The 20,289-nt window shown below is 59.9% G+C and carries 16 protein-coding genes and 1 pseudogene; 11 read left to right on the forward strand and 6 right to left on the reverse strand.

Going from position 1 to position 20,289, the window contains the following annotated elements; translation table 11 throughout:
- Positions 1–128 precede the first annotated feature (128 nt).
- The 5 genes and pseudogenes from JFT87_RS15715 to JFT87_RS15730 all read left to right on the forward strand — a co-directional run bounded on the left by JFT87_RS15715 (position 129) and on the right by JFT87_RS15730 (position 2,918).
- Positions 129–542, forward strand: a complete 414-nt coding sequence (locus JFT87_RS15715; RefSeq protein WP_201202583.1) for a hypothetical protein — start codon at positions 129–131, stop codon at positions 540–542.
- Between the two features lie 354 nt (positions 543–896).
- The gene (locus tag JFT87_RS15720) at positions 897–1,286 is read left to right on the forward strand and encodes a hypothetical protein (protein ID WP_201202585.1); all 390 of its coding nucleotides are present in this window, start codon (positions 897–899) and stop codon (positions 1,284–1,286) included.
- A gap of 16 nt (positions 1,287–1,302) precedes the next feature.
- Entirely contained in the window at positions 1,303–1,725 is a 423-nt protein-coding gene (locus tag JFT87_RS15725; RefSeq protein WP_201202587.1) for an HD domain-containing protein, read from the forward strand.
- A gap of 48 nt (positions 1,726–1,773) precedes the next feature.
- A pseudogene (locus JFT87_RS28425) lies at positions 1,774–1,880 on the forward strand (LysR family transcriptional regulator); the annotation flags it as partial.
- Positions 1,881–2,132: 252 nt separating this feature from the next.
- Complete coding sequence (locus tag JFT87_RS15730; protein WP_201202589.1) at positions 2,133–2,918, forward strand: DeoR/GlpR family DNA-binding transcription regulator; 786 nt, start codon at positions 2,133–2,135, stop codon at positions 2,916–2,918.
- 103 nt (positions 2,919–3,021) lie between these two features.
- On the opposite strand, the gene JFT87_RS15735 is transcribed toward JFT87_RS15730, so the two are convergent.
- From JFT87_RS15735 to JFT87_RS15745, 3 genes are all read right to left on the reverse strand, one after another.
- Positions 3,022–4,305, reverse strand: a complete 1,284-nt coding sequence (locus JFT87_RS15735; RefSeq protein ID WP_201202591.1) for an NAD(P)/FAD-dependent oxidoreductase — start codon at positions 4,303–4,305, stop codon at positions 3,022–3,024.
- A gap of 147 nt (positions 4,306–4,452) precedes the next feature.
- Positions 4,453–5,820, reverse strand: a complete 1,368-nt coding sequence (locus JFT87_RS15740; RefSeq protein WP_201202593.1) for a glutamine synthetase family protein — start codon at positions 5,818–5,820, stop codon at positions 4,453–4,455.
- A gap of 575 nt (positions 5,821–6,395) precedes the next feature.
- The gene (locus tag JFT87_RS15745) at positions 6,396–7,295 is read right to left on the reverse strand and encodes a LysR family transcriptional regulator (protein WP_201202595.1); all 900 of its coding nucleotides are present in this window, start codon (positions 7,293–7,295) and stop codon (positions 6,396–6,398) included.
- Positions 7,296–7,568: 273 nt separating this feature from the next.
- On the opposite strand from JFT87_RS15745, the gene moaB reads away from it, so the two are divergent.
- Together moaB and JFT87_RS15755 are read left to right on the forward strand one after the other, a co-directional pair.
- Positions 7,569–8,108 (forward strand): molybdenum cofactor biosynthesis protein B, encoded by a 540-nt coding sequence (gene moaB / locus JFT87_RS15750; protein ID WP_201202596.1) that lies wholly within the window; start codon positions 7,569–7,571, stop codon positions 8,106–8,108.
- Positions 8,105–9,310, forward strand: a complete 1,206-nt coding sequence (locus tag JFT87_RS15755; protein ID WP_201202598.1) for a molybdopterin molybdotransferase MoeA — start codon at positions 8,105–8,107, stop codon at positions 9,308–9,310. The genes moaB and JFT87_RS15755 overlap by 4 nt, the downstream gene beginning before the upstream one ends.
- 614 nt (positions 9,311–9,924) lie before the next feature.
- On the opposite strand, the gene acnB is transcribed toward JFT87_RS15755, so the two are convergent.
- A complete protein-coding gene (acnB, locus tag JFT87_RS15760; RefSeq protein WP_201205215.1) occupies positions 9,925–12,534 on the reverse strand; it encodes a bifunctional aconitate hydratase 2/2-methylisocitrate dehydratase in 2,610 nt (869 codons plus the stop codon).
- Between the two features lie 511 nt (positions 12,535–13,045).
- On the opposite strand from acnB, the gene JFT87_RS15765 reads away from it, so the two are divergent.
- Positions 13,046–13,516, forward strand: a complete 471-nt coding sequence (locus JFT87_RS15765) for a DUF1289 domain-containing protein (protein WP_008028699.1) — start codon at positions 13,046–13,048, stop codon at positions 13,514–13,516.
- Positions 13,517–13,662: 146 nt separating this feature from the next.
- Here JFT87_RS15765 and JFT87_RS15770 read toward each other — a convergent pair whose 3' ends face one another.
- Entirely contained in the window at positions 13,663–14,526 is an 864-nt protein-coding gene (locus JFT87_RS15770; protein ID WP_201202600.1) for a universal stress protein, read from the reverse strand.
- A 159-nt stretch (positions 14,527–14,685) separates the two neighbouring features.
- On the opposite strand from JFT87_RS15770, the gene miaE reads away from it, so the two are divergent.
- The 3 genes from miaE to JFT87_RS15785 all read left to right on the forward strand — a co-directional run bounded on the left by miaE (position 14,686) and on the right by JFT87_RS15785 (position 17,470).
- On the forward strand, positions 14,686–15,294 hold the full coding sequence (miaE, locus tag JFT87_RS15775) for a tRNA-(ms[2]io[6]A)-hydroxylase (protein WP_201202602.1): 609 nt from the start codon (positions 14,686–14,688) through the stop codon (positions 15,292–15,294).
- Positions 15,295–15,475: 181 nt separating this feature from the next.
- Positions 15,476–16,183 (forward strand): winged helix-turn-helix domain-containing protein, encoded by a 708-nt coding sequence (locus JFT87_RS15780; RefSeq protein ID WP_201205217.1) that lies wholly within the window; start codon positions 15,476–15,478, stop codon positions 16,181–16,183.
- Positions 16,184–17,470: an ATP-binding protein gene (locus JFT87_RS15785; protein ID WP_201202604.1), complete on the forward strand. Its 1,287-nt coding sequence runs from the start codon at positions 16,184–16,186 to the stop codon at positions 17,468–17,470.
- A gap of 492 nt (positions 17,471–17,962) precedes the next feature.
- Here the strand turns inward: JFT87_RS15785 and JFT87_RS15790 are convergent, their stop codons facing one another.
- The gene (locus tag JFT87_RS15790) at positions 17,963–20,170 is read right to left on the reverse strand and encodes a TonB-dependent siderophore receptor (protein ID WP_201202605.1); all 2,208 of its coding nucleotides are present in this window, start codon (positions 20,168–20,170) and stop codon (positions 17,963–17,965) included.
- Between the last annotated feature and the right edge of the window lie 119 nt (positions 20,171–20,289).

Below are 20,289 nucleotides of genomic sequence, written 5' to 3' on the forward strand. Positions count from 1 at the left end.
TCATGGCTTTGCATCCCGTTGGGAACTTTCCTTTAAAACGATGTCAATTTGATGGCGTGTCGCGACGCTCGTTTTGAACGGATCTAGCAGTGCCAGGCTGTTTCCCGGCAAACCCATGGAAGTGTGAGATGAAACTGATTTTTGCGATGTTATTGATGTTCAGTGGTTACACGTTTGCCAGTTGTTCCAGCATCAGTGACAACGATCAGCGCAATTATTGCCAGGCCACGCAGGAAGGCAATACCTGCGCCTCTATCCGGGACAATGACTTGCGTGCGTCATGCGAAGCGGAGAAGGGCAGTACGTGCGCCAGCATTCGTGACAATGATCAGCGTGCCTACTGTGAGGCCAAGAAGGGCAGCACTTGCGCCAGCATCAGGGATTCGGATTTGCGTGCGTCCTGCGAAGCAGAGAAGGGCAGTACGTGCGCCTCTATTCGGGATAGCGATCAGCGCGCGTTCTGTGAAGCCAAAAAGGGCAGTACCTGCGCCAGCATCAGAGATGGGGATCTACGTAATCAGTGTGAGGCCATGAAGCGGTAACACAGCGATACCTTTTTTACGGAGAGGAACCCCAAAAAAACCGATGTCAGATCTGGCATCGGTTTTTTGCGCCTGAAATCCTCAAGAAAACATTGATCAAGTCTCTTGGGTCAACAGCCCTGAGGACTTGCGCCTGGCGTATCCCATCGCATCGGGAATGTATCGGGTCGAGTTGATCGATTACCTTGCCTGGCTTTCAACGATACTCAGTATGTCCGTCTGAAAACTCAGCGTTTTACCAACCAGCGCACATTGCACAGAGGACTAAGGCTCAATCGGGTTGTTCAGTTACACCGCTCCGGTAGACTGCCAACTATCGCGACTCTCCAGCGCACCAAGGATTGGAACATTGCCATGATCGAAATCGGCAGCCGCAACAACGCCCCCACGCCGCAGCACAAAAGCCACGATGTCTATCTGTTCAGCATCGACCTGTCGCAACCCGCGACGCCGTTCTGTTTCGAGCAGTCGATTGGCGGTGGGCATGCCGAGCAGGGCGGGGCGCGCTGGCTGGCGCTGGATGAGCTGGACGCCTGGCCCGGCCAATGTCGGGAGCACCTGAAAAAAGCTGATTGTGCCTGGGTCGTCGAGTTGCTTGATGCCAATCCTGATATCGATCAGGCGACGCTGGTGTCGATGATTCTCAAGCGGCACGCCGAGCCGGGTACGTCCGGCGGGCGCTTGAAGGCGATTGGTGGCTGGCTCAAGCGCAATATTCACGTCGGCGGCCGCTACGACGTTTAACCCGAGGAGCACCAAGATGACTCAGACCCTGGAACGAGCCATTGCCATCGCTGCTGCCGCCCATGCGGGACAGGTCGACAAGGGCGGGGCGCCTTACATCCTGCATCCGCTGAAAGTCATGCTGCGGGTCAACACCCTGGAAGAGCGGATCGTCGCGGTGCTGCATGACGTGGTTGAAGACACCGGCATCAGCCTCGAAGACTTGCGGCAAGAAGGCTTCAGCGAAACGGTGCTGACGGCCATTGCCTCGGTCACCAAGGTGCCGGGGGAATCCTATGAGGCATTCGTCGAGCGTGCGGCGTTGAACCCGATTGGCCGGGTGGTCAAACTCGCGGATCTGGAAGAGAACAGCGACCTGTCCCGGATTGCGCAACCGTCCTGGGAAGATCTGGAACGGATCGAGAAGTATCGGCGGGCGATCGCAAGACTGCGCGGCTGAACCCCCTGTAGGAACTGCCGAAGGCTGCGATCTTTTGATCATCTCGCGCTGCAAGTGGTCGACGCACCGCTGAAAGTACCAAGCTATGGGGCGAACGCTCGCACCGCGATCCGGCCCATAAGTGGCTCCGCCAGCATCTGCCGGCGTCGGTCTGAAGCGTGTCAGGCGTGGCCGAGCGCAACGGCGAACGACACGACGATCATGCACGCAAACGCGAAATTGAGATTCATGAGGTGTTCATCCTGAGCCTTTTAGAAGTGGGGCCATTCTGAACAGGCGCGAAGCAAAGAAAAATTCGCCTTGTTGATTCCAATGATCGAAACAATTGATAGCCGCCGGTTTGTGTTCGCTTGAGGGTTTCGCTAGTCTCGGCGAACCTGCAACTACAAGCATAAACAGGCAGAATCATGCACGATCATTCCGCTTCCGAACTCCCATCCCTACGCCGGCAGAAAATCCTGTTGATCCTGGAGCGTGACGGCAAGGTCATGGCGTCCGAGCTCAGTCAGCATTTCGCTGTGTCCGAAGACACCATCCGCCGCGATCTGGCAGAACTGGACAACGCCGGCCTGGTGCAGCGGGTGCATGGCGGGGCGCTGCCGCGACCCAAGGACACCGGCAAGGACTTCATCACCCGGGTCGGCGAAACCGATGAGGTGAAAACGAACCTCGCGCAATTTGCTGCCCGGCGCGTGCAGGATGGCCAGATTGTGATGTTCGATTCCGGCTCCACGACGCTGCAGATCGCCCGGTCGCTGCCAGCAGGCATCACCATCACTGCGGTCACGGCTTCACCGATGATCGCGATTGCGTTGTCGGAATTCGAGGGCGTGAAGGTGATTCTGGCGGGCGGGACATTGAATCCACGGACAATGTCGGCGGGTGGTCATGAGGCCTTGCGCTTGCTCGCAGGGATCAAGGCTGATCTGGCGATTACCGGCGTGTGCGCGATTCATCCGGAGGTGGGGATCACCTCGTTGCATTTCGATGAAGTGCCGGTGAAACAGGCGATGCTCGACGGCGCGACGCGGGTGATTGCGGTGACCACGGCGGACAAGCTCGGGGCGGTAGAGCCGTTTGTGGTGGCGGGGTGTGAGCGGTTGCACATGTTGATCACTGAACGGCATCTGGCGTCGGGCAGTGTTGAGGATTACCGGCGATTGGGGATCGAGGTGGAGCAGTTGCCGGACTGAGATTTTTGCTGATGCTGCCGGCCTCTTCGCGAGCAAGCTCGCTCCCACATTGGAATGCGTTTCCCATGTGGGAGCGGGCTTGCTCGCGAAAGGGCCAGTGCGATCAACGCAGTTTTTCAAGCATCTGGTAATACCACATCCCCGCCGCCAGCATCGGATTGCCCAGCAAATCGCCCATCGGCACACGAATGTGCTGACACGCGGCAAACGTATCGAACTGCTCCAGTTGCCCGGTGATTGCCCGGCTCATGATTTCGCCCATGATGTGCGTGGTGGCGATGCCGTGGCCGGAGTAGCCCTGGCAATACCAGACGTTGTCCGAGAGCTTGCCCAGTTGCGGAATGCGGTTGATGACGATGCCCATCGCGCAGCTCCACTGGTAGTCGATCTGCACACCTTTGAGCGCCGGGAAGGTCTGTTCGATGCACGGGCGCAGTTCGCCGGCGATATCGCGTGAGTCCTTGCCGCTGTAATTGGCGCCGCCGCCGAACAGCAGGCGGCCGTCGGCGGTGAGGCGGTAGTAATCGAGGACGAAACGGCAGTCGTACACCGCCAGATCTTCGGGGTTGATCTGCCGCGCCAGATCACCGAGCGGCGCGGTGGTGACGATGCCGCCCATGGCCGGAAAAATCTTGCCCTTGAGCTGGCCCGGTTCGAGCTTGTGGTAGACATCGCCGGCGAGCATCACTTGCTTGGCGTCGATCTGACCGTGAGCAGTCCTTACGCCTGGCGTATCGCCGTGAATGATCTCCAGAACTTCGCTGTTTTCGAAGATCAGTGCCCCCAGGCTTTCCGCCGCCCGCGCCTCGCCGATGCACAGGTTGAGCGGGTGCAGGTGCATGTTGCGGGTGTTCTTGATCGCGCCGTGGTAGAGCTCGCTTTGCAGCAGGTCACGGACCTGGCTGCGGTCGAGCATGCTGACTTCATCACCCAGTCCACGGCGCACGGCTTCTTCGTAATCGTTGCGCAAATCGGGCATGTGGCTCGGCTTGTAGGCCGCGTGCAAATGACCGTGTTTGAGGTCGCACTGAATGGCGTATTTCGCCACGCGTTGCTTGATGATTTCGTGCCCGCGCCAGCGCAGGTGCCAGATGAAATCGTCGACGTCATCGCCGAGTTTGCCGCGCATTTGTTTGCGCATCGCACCGTCGCCGGAAAGGCTGCCAGTGACTTGGCCGCCGTTGCGCCCGGTGGCACCCCAGCCGATTTTGTTGCTCTCGACGATGGCGACTTTCAGGCCTTTTTCGGCGAGTTCGACGGCAGTGGCGACGCCGGTGAAACCGCCGCCGATGACGACCACGTCAACCGAGTGCCGACCTTGCAGGGTCGGGTAGTCGGTGTCCTGGTTGAGGGTGGCGGTGTAGTAGGAATTGCAGCGTTCGGTCATGTCAGTGTCCACACAAATTTCGAATCGGTACGCGGTCCTTTGTAGGAGTGAGCCTGCTCGCGATAGCGGTGTGTCAATCAACCAAAATGTTGACTGACATGGCCTCATCGCGAGCAGGCTCACTCCTACAAAAGCGGTGGTTGTGCTTCAGGCTTCGGTCAGGTACCAACGCCAATCCTGCTCACCCACCTCGGCCATGAACTGCCGGTACTCGGCGCGTTTCACCGCCAGATATACCCCGAGAAATTCCTGGCCCAACGCATCACGTGCCCACGCGGAATTTTCCAGCGCTTGCAACGACGTCAACCAGTCGGTGGGTAGCAGTTCGGTGGCCTGGGCATAACCGTTGCCTTCCACCGGAGCACCGGGGTCGAGTTGCTCGCGAATGCCACGGTGAATACCGGCCAGGATCGCGGCCGCCGCCAGGTACGGGTTGGCGTCGGCGCCGCAGATGCGGTGTTCGATATGCCGGGAGAACGCCGGCCCGCCCGGCACCCGCAGGCTCACGGTGCGGTTGTCCACCCCCCAGGTGGCGGCCAGTGGCGCATAGCTGTTGGTCTGGAAACGGCGATAGGAGTTGGCGTTCGGGCAGAACAACAGCAGCGAATCGAGCAACGTACTGAGCATCCCGCCCACTGCATGCCTGAGCAGCGGCGTGCCGTCGGGCGCTGCGCTGGCGAACAGGTTGTTGCCGTCCCTGTCGGCCAGGCTGACGTGCATGTGCATCCCGGTGCCGGCCAGGTCATCGAAGGGTTTGGCCATGAAGCAAGCGGCCATCCCGTGCTTGTGGGCCACACCTTTGACCAGCCGTTTGTAACGCACCGCTTCGTCCATCGCCTGCAAGGCGTCGGTGCGATGTTCGAGGGTGATTTCGACCTGGCCCGGCGCATATTCGGAAATCGCCGTGCGCGCCGGAATGCCCTGGAGTTTGCAGGCGCTGTAGAGGTCGGCCAAGAACGGTTCGATCTGCTCCAGTTCGCGTAAACCATAAACCTGGGTGGCCCGTGGTCGCCCACCATCAACGTCCCGCGCCGGTTGCGGCCGACCATTGCTGTCGCGCTGTTGATCCAGCAGATAAAACTCCAGCTCCGCCGCCATCACCGGGTAATAGCCGTCGGCCTGCAAGCCCTCGATAACCTTTGCCAGCAAGTGCCGTGGGTCGGCAATGGTCGCCGGTAGCCCTTCCTTGGGATGCATGCTGACTTGCACCGCCGCGGTTGGAATCAGCCGCCACGGCATGCGCTGCAAACTGCCGCTGACCGGATAGGCGCGGCAGTCGATATCACCGACGTCCCACACCAGCCCGGAGTTTTCCACGTCATCGCCATTGATGGTCAGGCCCAGAATGGTGCTGGGCAGTGGCCGGCCGCTTTCGTACACCGCCAACAGTTCATCACGATGCAGCAACTTGCCGCGTGGCACGCCGTTGTTGTCGAGGATGAACAGCTCGAACATCTCGATATCCGGGTGCTGTTCGAGGAACAGGCGTGCGTCTTCAATGGCTGCGAATTTCATGGCAAACACTCATGGGGGCGCCGCACAGGCGCGCAGATTCGGGCCGGACACGTTTAGGGTGTCCTGGCAGGGATATCAAAAGTGATCAGTCAGAAGTGACAACGAACCTGTGGCGAGGGAGTTCGCTCGCGCGCGACTGCACAGCAGTCCGATCTCTCAGGGCCGCTTGGTGCCCCGGCGGGAGCAAGCTCCCTCGCCACATTGCTTGTTTGCTGACTGAAAGAAATCAGCAGGCGATATCCGGCGGGCGTGCGGAGTGACGCAGCTTGGAACGGCGCAGGGCCATGGGGAGATTGACGATACGATTCATGCGCGGCCCCCGTAGCAGAGGGCGCACACAGCGGAGACGTTCAACGATTTTAATTGTTGTGGTGACGTGCTCATAACGCGTGTTTCCGTTGGCGGAAAACGTCGGTGGCGGGGCAGGCTCGCCGACCGGTGTGCCCCGGATAGTAAGGGGGAATCCGCGGGCGTGTAAACGATCAATGTGAAATATCTTCAACACTCAGGTTGCGGTGGGCGAGCCTGCATGCGAAGACAGCCTGGCATCCAGCATCAATGCCAGGAGAAATCACTCAAACAGCAGGTGCTTCGATCCCGAAGAGCTTGCGTGCTTCGGCGAAGCACTTTTCGGCAATCGCCGAGCGCGGTTCCGTCTTGCGCATCACCAGACCCAATGGCGCAAGCACGCTGGCGTCCGGCAAATTCATGAATGACAGATGTTCGATCGGCTCCTCCAGGCCGCTGTCCAGCGGCATGATCGAGCAGCAGAAGCCCTGGTGAATCGCCTGCAACAGCTGATAGGTCGAATCGCTCTCCATGATCGGCTGTGGACTCAGCCCGCGGCTGCGAAAACTCAAGTCGATGGATTTGCGGTAATGCATGCCGGTGGTGATCATGCCCAGCGGCAGTTCGGCGGCGTCTTCCCAGCTCATTTGCGTGCCTTCGAAATGGAAGTGACGGTTGTCATAGAGCAAACCGACGCGGGTTTCGCCAATCTCGAAAAACTCGAAATAGTTCGGGTTGACGTGATCGAGATAGCACACGCCCAAGTCCAGTTGGTTGTTGCCGAGACTGGCGATGATTTCATCGGAACTGAGTGACGACAGGCTGAATTTCAGCTCCGGATACGACCGCGACAAACCCTGAATGTAATTGACCGGGTTGAAGCTGCTCAGTGGCACCAACCCCAGACGCAAGCTACCGACCAATTGCCCGCGACACGCCGCTGCTTCGGCGAACAGGCCATCGTGCGCTGCCAGCAAGGTGCGGGCCCAGGCCAATACGCGTTCGCCTGCTTGCGTGAAGCCTTCAAAGCGCTGACCGCGGTTGACCAGCACCAGATCCAGCTCATCTTCCAGATTGCGCAAACGCATCGACAGGGTCGGCTGCGTGATGTGGCAGCGTGCGGCGGCCTGGCCGAAGTGGCGGGTTTCGTCCAGCGCGATCAGGAACTTGAGTTGTTTGATGTCCAAGACGGCACCTGCTCGAAGGGGGGTTGATTGAATTGACGCAGAGGCGCACAGCGCACAAAAAGCGCAGGGTGCGACGATCTCATTTCAGCGATTGTGCGTCCAATCGGATGTGTTTAAAGGCTGTCTATCAGTCCCTGCCTTGATGGCTTTCAGTGTGGCAAACCCGTCTGATAGAGGCGCTCGATAGTGTGGTTGGCGAGAGTGATTAGACACTCATAAGAAGAGGCACTTAGGCTTGTTGGCAATTGAATCGATTGTTGCCGGAGAATCCCCTTGAGCGTCAAATCGGATGCGCTGTTTGTCCCCCTGAACATTGCTGTGCTGACGGTCAGTGATACGCGCGATTACGCCAGCGATACCTCCGGCCAATTATTGGTCAGTCGTCTGCTGGAGGCGGGTCACACGCTGAGCGCGCGCAATTTGCTCAAGGACGATCTGTACAAGATCCGTGCTCAGGTGGCGAACTGGATTGCCGATGAAAGCGTTCAGGTCGTGCTGATTACCGGCGGCACCGGCTTCACCGGGCGCGACAGCACCCCCGAAGCGGTGGTCTGCCTGCTCGACAAACAGGTTGATGGTTTCGGTGAGTTATTCCGCGCGATCTCGATCCTCGACATCGGTACTTCCACCGTACAGAGCCGTGCATTGGCCGGGTTGTCCAACGGCACGCTGGTGTGCTGCCTGCCGGGCTCGACCGGCGCCTGCCGCACGGCGTGGGAAGGTATTCTGGCCGAGCAACTCGACAACCGTCACCGCCCGTGCAACTTCGTCCCACACCTTAAATCGGTACACGCCTGCGGCACCCGCGGATGAGCTGGGCAGCGTTGATGCCGGTTGAGGATGCGCTGGAGCAATTACTGGCCATGGCCAATGAGCAGTGTCTGGCGGACAGTGAAATCCTCGCGCTGGATGACGCGTGCGGGCGGGTGCTGGCGAGTGATCTGGTAGCGACACTCGATCTGCCGCCGTGGCCGAACAGCGCCATGGACGGATACGCCCTGAACCTTGCGGATCTGCATCGCCAGCCTTTGGCGGTGTCGCAACGCGTCTACGCGGGGCTCGCGCCGGATGCCTTGTTGCCGGGCAGTTGTGCACGGATCTTTACGGGAGCACCTGTGCCGCCCGGTGCCAATTGCGTGGAAATGCAGGAAAACGTCGAGGTACTGGAAGACGGTCGCGTGCGGTTTTTGCAGCCGCTGAAAATTGGCCAGAACATCCGCGCGCAAGGTCAGGAGAACCGTGCCGGTGACATTTTGCTGCGCGTCGGCAAGCGTCTCGGACCGTTCGAGCTGGCAGTGGCGGCAGGGCAGGGGTTGGCGCAACTGCACGTTGTGCGTCGGCCTCGGGTGGCGTTGTTGTCGACCGGTGACGAACTGGTCGAACCGGGCCTGCCGCTGCGTCCTGGCAGCATCTATAACAGTAACCGTGTGTTGCTCGCGCACTGGTTGCGTGAACTGGGTTGCGAGGTGATCGACGCTGGTATCTTGCCGGATCGCCCGGCGCAAACCCGGCTCAAGCTTGAGCAGTTGCAAGTCAGCGCTGACCTGATTCTGACCACGGGCGGGGTGTCCGCAGGCGATGCTGATTGCCTCGGTCAGGTACTGCGTGACAACGGTAAAGCGCTGTTGTGGAAATTGGCGATCAAGCCCGGCAAGCCGCTGACGGTTGGCCATATCGGCGCAGTGCCGGTGATCGGTCTGCCGGGTAATCCGACTGCCGCGCTCGTGACCTTTGGCTTGCTTGCCAGACCGTATCTGTTGAGGATTCAAGGTGTCGAAGACGTGATGCCGCTGAGCTTCACGGTGAAGGCCGGGTTTGCCTGGACGAAATCGGCCAGCCGCCGTGAATACCTGCGGGCGCGTCTGGAAGCGGGGGTTGCGGTGCTCTACCCGAATCAGAGTTCCGGCGTACTGCTCGGCGCGACCTGGGCCGATGGCCTGGTGGAAATCACCGAGAACAGCACGCACCAGGTCGGCGACCCGCTGCGCTTCATACCCTTCAACGAACTCTTCTAAGCACCGCCAATCTCGTAGGAGCAAAGCTTGCTCGCGAAAGCGGTCGAGCATTCACGCAGGTGTTGGCTGATACACCGCCATCGCGAGCAAGCTTTGCTCCTACGAAGTTGTGGTGCTGCCGGCCTCGCAGGCGTCCCGCGAAAACTGTAGGAGCCGAGCTTGCTCGCGAAAGCGGTCTAGCATTCAATGCAGGTGTTGGCTGATACACCGCCTTCGCGAGCAAGCTTTGCTCCTACGAAGTTGTGGTGCTGCCGGCCTTCGCAGGCGTCCCGCGAAAACTATAGGAGCCGAGCTTGCTCGCGAAAGCGGTCGAGCATTCAACGCCGGTGCTGGCTGATACACCGTCTTCGCGAGCAAGCTTTGCTCCTACGAAGTTGTGGTGCTGCCGGCTTCGCAGGCGTCCCGCGAAAACTGTAGGAGCCGAGCTTGCTCGCTAAAGCGGTCTAGCATTCAACGCAGGTGTTGGCTGATACACCGCCATCGCGAGCATTCAACGTTGGTGTTGGTTGATACACCGCCTTTGCGAGCAAGCTTTGCTCCTGCGCGGGTGGGGGCGGGGATAAAAAAACGCCGCTCATCTCGCGATGGGCGGCGTTTTCTATTGCGTTGCAGCGTTAGGCTTGAACGACCGGAATGTTGGCGTTCGCAGCAGCTTCACGGAACTCGGCGATCTGGTCGAAGGACAGGTAGCGGTAAACATCAGCCGCCATGCTGTCGATCTTGCCAGCGTATTCCATGTACTCCTCGACGGTCGGCAGGCGACCCAGGATGGAAGCAACAGACGCCAGCTCAGCCGAAGCCAGGTAGACGTTCGCGCCGTCACCCAGACGGTTCGGGAAGTTACGGGTCGAGGTCGACACAACAGTCGAGTTCGGCTCTACACGTGCCTGGTTACCCATGCACAGCGAGCAACCCGGCATTTCCATGCGTGCGCCGGCCTTGCCGTAGATGCCGTAGTAGCCTTCTTCGGTCAGCTGGTGAGCGTCCATTTTGGTCGGCGGCGACAGCCACAGACGAGTTGGCAACTGACCCTTGACCTGATCCAGCAACTTGCCGGCAGCGCGGAAGTGACCGATGTTGGTCATGCACGAACCGATGAACACTTCGTCGATCTTCTCGCCAGCAACGCTGGACAGCAGACGGGCGTCGTCCGGATCGTTTGGCGCGCAGAGCACAGGCTCTTTGATGTCGGCCAGGTCGATTTCGATGATTTCAGCGTATTCGGCGTCAGCATCGGCAACCATCAGCTCAGGGTTGGCAACCCAGGCTTCCATCGCTTGAGCGCGACGTTCCAGAGTACGCGCATCGCCGTAGCCTTCGCCGATCATCCAGCGCAGCAGGGTGATGTTGGAGTTCAGGTACTCGGTGATGGAGTCTTTCGACAGCTTGATGGTGCAACCGGCAGCCGAACGTTCAGCCGAGGCGTCGGACAGCTCGAAAGCTTGCTCGATGCTCAGGTTGTCCAGGCCTTCGATTTCCAGGATGCGGCCGGAGAAAGCGTTCTTCTTGCCTTTCTTCTCGACGGTCAGCAGGCCAGCCTGAATCGCGAAGTAAGGAATGGCGTGAACCAGGTCGCGCAGGGTAACGCCCGGTTGCATTTTGCCTTTGAAGCGCACCAGGATCGATTCCGGCATGTCCAGCGGCATAACGCCGGTGGCCGCGGCAAACGCAACCAGGCCGGAACCGGCCGGGAACGAAATGCCCATCGGGAAACGGGTGTGGGAGTCACCACCGGTACCGACGGTGTCCGGCAGCAGCATGCGGTTCAGCCAGCTGTGGATGATGCCGTCGCCCGGACGCAGGGAAACGCCGCCGCGGGTCATGATGAAGTCTGGCAGGGTGTGGTGGGTGGTCACGTCGATCGGCTTAGGGTAAGCCGCGGTATGGCAGAAGGACTGCATTACCAGATCGGTCGAGAAGCCCAGGCACGCCAGGTCTTTCAGTTCGTCACGGGTCATAGGACCGGTGGTGTCCTGAGAACCGACGGTGGTCATTTTCGGTTCGCAGTAGGTGCCAGGACGAACGCCTTTGCCTTCTGGCAGACCGCAAGCCTTGCCGACCATTTTCTGTGCCAGGGTGAAACCCTTGCCGGTGTCGACAGGTGCTTCAGGCAGTTTGAACAGATCGGTAGGGCCCAGGCCCAGCTCGGCGCGCGCCTTGTCGGTCAGACCGCGACCGATGATCAGCGGAATACGGCCGCCAGCACGAACTTCGTCCAACAGAACCGGGGTCTTCATTTCGAAGGTGGTCAGGACTTCGTCGGTGCCGTGTTTGCAGACTTTGCCAGCATGCGGGTACAGGTCGATCACGTCGCCCATGTGCATGTTGGAAACGTCGAACTCGATTGGCAGTGCGCCAGCATCTTCCATGGTGTTGTAGAAGATTGGAGCGATCTTGCTGCCGAAGCAGAAACCGCCAGCACGTTTGTTCGGCACGTGCGGAACGTCGTCACCGAAGAACCACAGTACCGAGTTGGTAGCCGATTTACGCGACGAACCAGTACCGACCACGTCACCGACGTAGGCGATAGGGAAGCCTTGACCGCGCATTTCTTCGATCTGCTTCATCGGGCCGGTCACGCCTTGGACGTCAGGCACGATGCCTTCACGGGCCATTTTCAGCATGGCCAGGGCGTGCAGCGGGATGTCCGGGCGGGACCAGGCATCCGGGGCAGGGGACAGGTCGTCGGTGTTGGTTTCGCCGGTGACCTTGAACACGCGCAGGCTGATCTTGTCGGCCAGGGTCGGACGGTTCTGGAACCACTCGCCGTCAGCCCAGGATTGCAGCACGCCTTTGGCGTGAACGTTACCGTTCTTGGCTTTTTCAGCGACGTCGTGGAACGCATCGAACATCAGCAGGGTGTGCTTGAGTTGAGCGGCAGCGACTGGGGCCAGTTCGGCGCTGTCGAGCAGGTCAACCAGGGTCACGATGTTGTAGCCGCCCTGCATGGTGCCGAGCAATTCAACAGCGCGTTTCTTGTCGATCAGAGGGGAGGTTGCTTCGCCTTTGGCCAGGGCAGACAGGAAGCCAGCCTTTACATAGGCTGCTTCGTCCACGCCAGGTGGAATGCGATTGGTGATCAGGTCAACGAGGAAAGCTTCTTCGCCAGCCGGGGGATTCTTCAGCAGCTCGACCAGGCCTGCAGTTTGTTCGGCGTTAAGCGGCTGGGGAACGATACCCAGTGCTGCACGCTCTTCGATATGTTTGCGGTAGGCTTCAAGCACAGTTATTACCCTCATCAGTGGTCCCAAATGGGTGTCCGGGACGCTCATCCCGAAATGGCCGTACTCATGCGCTGCGTGGCGTTGTGGGCCACTTAGCCAGAATTACCGGCAATTCCTTACAGAAGCTGCTTTCAAAGTTTTACGCCTGCAGAACGGGGAGCTGATGAGGGTTGGCGTAGAGCTTTTCCCCGCTGGAAAAACCCTTCGCCAACACCGCTCTGTAGGAACGACTGTGCTCGTGACGCTTTGAAAACAGCTTCTAACGGACATTGGCGCCTTAAAAGGCTGGCTGATTCTACGGCAAAAAAAAATTAAAGGTAAGTCAGGGGCTATTGGACTTTGGTGGCGTGCCGCGTTGCCGGGTCAACGTGCGCGAGGCAAGGCGCGGGCATCCGTCGCGGCCGTCATCAAAGTCCAATAGACCCTGAGGCCCTCAAGATTGAGGGGTGATCAATGTTGGACAAAGGGCTAACATGCGGACCTGTTCTGCTTTCCCGTGTTTTGCCTACCTATGCCCAATCAGACCATCAAGACCCCCTGCGTCGGCCTCTGCTCCACCGTTTACGGTGACCTGGTGTGCCGTGGCTGCAAGCGTTTCCACCACGAAGTGATCAACTGGAACGGTTACAACGAGGAAGAAAAGCGCGCGGTGTGGCTGCGTCTTGAGCAATTGCTGTCCCAAGTGATGGCCAGCAAGCTGGAAGTGTTCGACCCGCAGCGCCTGCGCTTGCAGCTTGAACAACGGAAAATCCGCTTTGTACCCCATCAGTCGGAATATTGCTGGGCCTATCAGTTGATCGCTCGCGGGGCGCGGGTCATTAACAACCTGGAGGCTTACGGGATGGTGCTGATGCCGGAGTTTCGCGACTGGAACCTGCCGGAATTGCGTGATGCCATTGATCGGGAATTTTTTTTGCTGTCTGAGGCGCATTACCAGCGCTACATCGCACCGGGGTTCCTCAAGGACGCCTTCGGCGGGTAAGCACTAAGACTGTGGCGAGGGAGCTTGCTCCCGTTGGGTCGCGAAGCGGCCCCTGCATTCTTCCAGGAATACCGCACCAGCAGATTTTGCGACTGCTGCGCAGCCGAACGGGAGCAAGCTCCCTCGCCACAAAGGCTAGGCAAACCTCAATGCTGGGCCACAACCTCTTCCAGATGATCCATGATCTCATCCGGCTTGAGCACCAGCACATCGCTCTCCACCGCATCCAGTACCACTTCCGCCGTATTGCCGATCAACGCCCCGGACAACCCGGTCCGCGCCACGGTGCCAATCACTGTCACCGCCGCTTGCAGCTTGTGAACCATATGCGGAATCAGCACATCTGCCGGGCCTTCCTCGATGTGCAGGTGTTCGTCGTCGATGTCGAATTCGGACTGGAACGCCTTGCACTGCTCGCGATACTTGGCCTCGATGGTTTCCCTGAGCTGGAACACCGGGTCGGCCGATGACAGCATCGGCGACGGATGGGCACTGATCACGTGCAGTTGGGCCTTGGCCAGGCTGGCGATGTCGTAGCCGTGGTCGACGATGCAGGCATGCAGCGTGCGGTGCTCGCCGTCGGTATTGCCAACGTCGATGGCCGCCAGAATGACCCCGCCGGTCCACGGTTTCGAGGTTTTGACCAGCAACACCGGCGTCGGGCAGTAGCGCAGCAGTTTCCAGTCGGCCGGGGTCAGCAGGGCCTTTTTCAGCGGGCTGTCGGGGAAATGCTGCTTGATCACCAACCCGCAGCCTTCGGCTTGCTGCACATCGACGATGGTTTCGTGCAGGCTCTCGTTCCAGGCCTGTTCGGTGGTGACGCTGTAGCCGTCGTCGATCAGGGCGGCCTTGAGCACGCCCAACATGCCGCTGTGGTCGTGCTTGGGGTCGCAAACCAGCAAGTGCAGGTGGGCCTGGGTCACGCCCGCGATCAGTTTGGCGCGCTTGAGCGCCAGGCTTTCCGAGTGTTCGGGTTCGATGACCACCAGGATGCTGCGAATGGCTTGCATGAGCGGGATCTCCAAGAAGTAAAAAACACTGCGTTGGACAACTATAGTTGCTGCCCGGCAACCCGGGACTTGATGCATATCAATGGCGGCGACTGGTGGTCTGCCGACAGGCCGGTATAATCGGCGCCCTTCGTTTTGAACCTTTTATCCGTGAGCCCCATGATCCTTCCCGAAATTCACGAGTTCCTCGGCTGCCGCACCCCTGACGGCTGGGTCCAGGCCGCGCTGGCCGATCAGGAAACCTTGCTGATCGACCACAAGAACTGCGAATTCAAGGCCGCCAGCACGGCGTTGAGCCTGATCGCCAAGTACCACTCGCATGTCGATCTGATCAACCTGATGTCGCGTCTGGCCAGGGAAGAGCTGGTGCACCACGAACAGGTCATGCGCCTGATGAAAAAGCGCAAGATCGAGCTGCGCCAACTCTCCGCCGGGCGTTACGCCTCGGGCCTGCGCAAAGTGGTGCGCAGCCACGAGCCGGTGAAACTGGTGGATACCCTGGTGGTTGGCGCGTTCATTGAAGCCCGCAGCTGCGAGCGTTTCGAGGCGCTGGTACCGCACCTGGATGAAGAATTGGGCAAGTTCTACTTCGGCCTGCTGAAAAGCGAGGCCCGGCATTTTCAGGGTTATCTGAAACTGGCCTATCAGTACGGCGACGCCAAGGACATCGCTCAGGTGATCGACCGGGTTCGTGCCGCCGAGCAGGAGTTGATCGAGTCGCCGGACGTGGAATTCCGCTTCCACAGCGGTGTGCCCGTCGCGGCATAACTCGGTAGGAGCACGGCTTGCCTGCGATAGCGATCTCAATAACGCCTTCGCTGGCAAGCCAGGCTCCTGCACAATCTGTTAAAAACTCTTAAGAGTATGAAACATCGCCGGAACCCGGCCCTCGCGCGTGAATCCCTCCATAATGACGACCCTTTCAAACAAGGGTTGGCAGACGGTCGTTATGGATAACCTGGGTTTTGGCAAAGTATTGCTGGTGGAAGACGACGAAAAGCTTGCCGGGCTGATCGCACATTTCCTGTCCCAACATGGCTTCGAGGTCCGGGTGGTGCACCGTGGTGACCTGGCGTTGGCCGCATTTCTTGAATTCAAACCGAAAGTCATCGTGCTCGACCTGATGTTGCCGGGTCAGAGCGGCCTGCATGTGTGCCGGGAGATTCGCAGCGTGTCGGACACGCCGATCGTCATCCTCACCGCCAAGGAGGACGACCTCGACCACATTCTGGGCCTGGAATCCGGCGCCGATGACTACGTGATCAAACCGATCAAACCGCCGGTGCTGCTGGCCCGTTTGCGCGCCTTGCAGCGTCGGCAGGCGCCGGACACCGGCGTCTGCAGTGCCCTCGAATTCGGCAACCTGAGCATCGACCGCAGTTGCCGCGAAGTGCGCCTGGCGGGTGAGGGCATCGAGTTGACCACCATGGAATTCGAACTGCTGTGGTTGCTCGCCAGCGCCGCCGGCAAGATTCTGTCCCGCGATGACATCCTCAACCGCATGCGCGGCATCGCCTTCGACGGCCTCAACCGCAGCGTCGACGTCTACATCAGCAAACTGCGGGCCAAGCTCAAGGACAATCCTCGCGAACCGGTGTGCATCAAGACCATCTGGGGCAAGGGCTACCTGTTCAATCCCTTCGCGTGGGAGCTGTAAATGCTGCGGTTATTTCTGGGGTTGTACCTGGTGCTGGCGGTTGGACTGGTGGCGGCCTTGCAGACTGTCGAGCACACCTTCAATGCGCTGCTCGACAATCAGATGCAGGCGTATAACCGCGAGGCCGTGCGCGGTCAGGCGTACTCGTTGGTCGAGCAACTGCGCGGTCTGGAAGGTCAGGGCCGGGAACAACAGCTGGACTCGTTGCGCCCGCATTATGGTTTGGGATTGACGCTGGTCGATGCCGGACAACTGGCCCTGGATGATCAGGAAAAAGCCTTGTTGGCCGAAGGCCTGCTGGTGATTCGGGAGAAGTACACGCAGTTCATTTCGTCCATCGATGGCGGCCCTCAACTGCTGAGCATCAAGTTGCCGGCCGAGCCAAGCCTGATGCCGTTTTACATTTCGGCGGCCTACCTGATGCTGGCGGTGCTGATTGGTATCGTGCTGTTCTTTTGGGTGCGGCCGCACTGGCGGGATCTGGAAAAACTACGCCTGGCTGCCGAGCGGTTTGGCGATAACGATTTGTCGTCGCGAATCCAGTTGTCCAAACGCTCGAACATCCGCGACCTGTCCGAACACTTCAATCTGATGGCCGCGCGTATCGAAGGCTTGATCGCCAACCAGCGCGAGCTGACCAACGCGGTGTCCCATGAGTTGCGCACGCCTATTGCCCGGCTGTCGTTTGAACTCGATCAGCTCAAGCAACAGCCCGATCCGGCGCAAAACCGCGAATTGATCGCCGACATGTACGCCGACCTTGGCGAGCTGGAGGAAATGGTCTCGGAACTGCTGACCTACGCCAGCCTGGAGCGCGGCGCTACGGTGATTACCAGGGAAAACATTCAGGCCAACAGTTGGCTCGACAGCGTGGTCGGCAGTGTGGCGCTGGAAGCGGAAGCAGCGGGGGTGCAGCTGCTGATAGTTGAATGCCAGATCGAGCAGGTACGTATCGAACCGCGCTTTATGGCCCGGGCGGTGATCAATTTGCTACGCAACGCCATTCGCTATGCCGATGGGCGGGTCGAAGTGTCGTTGGCGCGCTGCGGTGATCATTACGAAGTGCGGGTCAACGACGACGGGCCGGGCGTGCCGGTGGACGGGCGGGAGAAGATCTTCGAACCGTTCTCGCGGCTGGATGCCAGTCGTGATCGGCGCACCGGTGGTTTTGGGCTGGGGTTGGCGTTGGTACGACGGGTTTCTCAGTCCCATGGCGGGCAGGTGGAAGTGGCGGACTCGCCGTGGGGTGGGGCGTCGTTTCGCATGACCTGGGCGCATCTGGATTGAATGATGTTGCCCGTGCTGGCCCCATCGCCAGCAGGCTAGCTCCCACAGGGGATTTGTGTTCGCCCCCGATCCCCTGTGGGAGCTGGCCTGCCAGCGATGGGGTCGGTTCGCTCGGCATTGTTGTGACTGAGCCACCGCCATCGCTGGCCTGCCAGCGATGGGGTCGGTCCGCTCGGCATTGTTGTGACTGACCCACCGCCATCGCTTGGCATTGTTGTGACTGACCCACCGCCATCGCTGGCAAGCCAGCTCCCACAGGGATACACGGTGTAGTCAGGATCTCAGCTACACCTCGAAACCTGTGGGAGCTGGCCTGCCAGCGATGGTGCCGGTTCGCTCGGCATTGTTGTGACTGACCCACCGCCATCGCTGGCAAGCCAGCTGCCACAGGGATACTCGGTGTCGTCAGGATCTCAGCTACACCTCGAAACCTGTGGGAGCCTGGCTTGCCAGCGATGGGGCCGGCACAGGCAGCAAAAAATCAACTGAAGATCAGAAATCCCACTTCGTTGTCAGCATCAAATTGCGCGGCTCGCCGTAGAACGTCGTGTCGAAGTTGCCCAGCCCTGTCAGGTAGCGCTTGTCGAACACGTTGTTGGCGTTGACCGTAAAGCTCAGGTGCTCGTTGTACTGATAGCGGCTCATCAGGTCGACGAGGGTGTAGCCACCTTGCTTGATGCGCGTGTAATCGCCGGCCGGCGCACTGTAGATCTTGCCGTAGAACGCACTCTGCCAGCTCACGCCGCCACCGACGGTGACTTTGTCGAGCACACCGGGCAAGCGGTAGGTGGTGAAGGTGCGCACCACGTGTTCCGGCTTGGTGGTCGACAGCGGATAGCCGTAGATGCGCTGCTCATCGGCATCGCGGCTGCGCGCGTAGGTGTAGCCGGCGGAGACGTTCCAGCCGTCGGCCAGTTCGCCGGCCAATTCGAGCTCAAGGCCTTTGGTGGTGGCGCCGTCGATGGCTTTGTAGATGCCTTCGTTAGTCACCGCGTTGGTGCCAATCGACTCGGCCACGCCATCCTGCTCGATGCGGAAGACCGCCAGGCTGGCGTTCAAGCGACCGTCGAAATACGCAGCCTTCAGGCCTGCCTCGTAGCTGTCGCCCTCGACCGGTGCGAGGGTCGAACCGTTGCTGTCCTTGTAGGTTTGCGGCTGATAGATGTTGGTGTAACTGGCGTACAGCGAGTAAGTGTCATCGAGGTCATAAACCACCCCGGCGTACGGCGTGACCACGCCGTGTTCCTTGTAGCTGGCGTGGGTGTCGTCGAGCCCGGCACCAGGGTTGTAGCCATAGTCCTCGTTGTATTTGAAGGTGCTCAACCGGCTGCCGAGAATCACCGACAAATCGTCAGTCGGGTGCAGGCGCGTGGCCAGGTAAATGCCGTTCTGGCTCTGCGTGCGTTCGTACTTGCCGTTCTTCGGGAAGTCCTGTTTCGGCAAGTCGCCGCGCCAGTCATAGATGCTTCCCGGGACTTCGGCGAAGGCGCTGGTGTCGTAGGTCGAACCGGTCTGGCGCGAGTGCGCGGTCATCACGCCGGCGACCAGTTCATGTTCGCGGCCACCCAGCGTGAAAGGGCCGGAGACGTTGACGTCAGCGGTGTTCTGTACGCGATGCCCCTCCCAGCGGCCCCAGTACATGAACATGCCTTCACCGGTGGCGCGATTCGGGTTGCCGCCGCTCGCCGAAGCCAGACGGGTGTCGTGGTCGGTGGTTTTCTGGTCGACGCTGACCTTGAATTTCCAGTCGTTGGCCAGCGCCTGTTCGAGCGAGGCGAAGTAGGTGATGTTGTCGAAATCGCGACGGCTCCAGTCGGCACCGGAGTTGAAATGACGGGGGAAATCGGTGCGCCCGCCGTCGGCAAAATACACCGGGTTACCGGTCCAGGAAGTGCCGCGTGGGGTAGTGCTGGACTTGTCGATGCCGAAGGTCAGCAAGGTATCGTCAGCCAGGTCGGCTTCGAGGATGCCGTAGAACAGGTCTTTCTTCTGGCTGTAGTGATCGAGATAGGAATTCTTGTCCGAATAAGCGCCGACGAAACGTCCGCGCACATTGCCCGAATCGGTCAGCGAACCGGAAACATCGCCGACGGTGCGATAGGCATCCCAGGAGCCGACCGTGCCGCTGATCGACGCCTTGAATTCTTTGGTCGGTTTCTTGCGGATCAGGTTGACCGTGGCCGACGGGTCGCCGTTACCGGTCATCAGCCCGGTCGCACCCTTGATGATTTCCACGCGGTCGATGCTGGCGGCGTCGTCACCGTTGTTCGGGTTCTCACCGTAAACACCGTCGTACGGGATGTTGATGCCGTCGTACTGGAAGTTGGTAATGGCCAGGCCTCGCGCGGAAAACTCGGTGCGGTCACTGTCGTATTTCTGGCTGGAGATGCCCGGAGTGTTGCGCAGCGCATCGCCGACGCTTTGCACGCCGCGATCGTCCATTTGCTGGCGGGTGATCACGGTGACCGATTGCGGGGTTTCGCGAATCGACAGCGGCAGGCCGGTCGCCGAGGACATGGTACCGGTGGTGTAAGCGTGGGTGTCTTCGGTGGTGGCGCCCAGACCCTCGGCAGAAATGTTAGTGGCGCCCAGTTGCAGCGCTTGATCGGTTTTGGCGGCAGTTTCAGCGGCTTGGGCGTTGAGGCTCAGCAGCGCCAGCGCCAACGGGCACAAGGCAAAACGAAAACGGACGTACGGCATGGAGATCCCTTTGCATCAAATCGATCGGTCGTTGAAGTGCTTCTGAGGGGTTAACCGAACGAGAAAGGCAAAAGGGAACCGGCCCAGCAAAATCCCCACATCCCGTGTCGGAGCTGCCG

The organism is Pseudomonas sp. TH15 (assembly GCF_016651105.1).
Lineage (GTDB): Bacteria > Pseudomonadota > Gammaproteobacteria > Pseudomonadales > Pseudomonadaceae > Aquipseudomonas.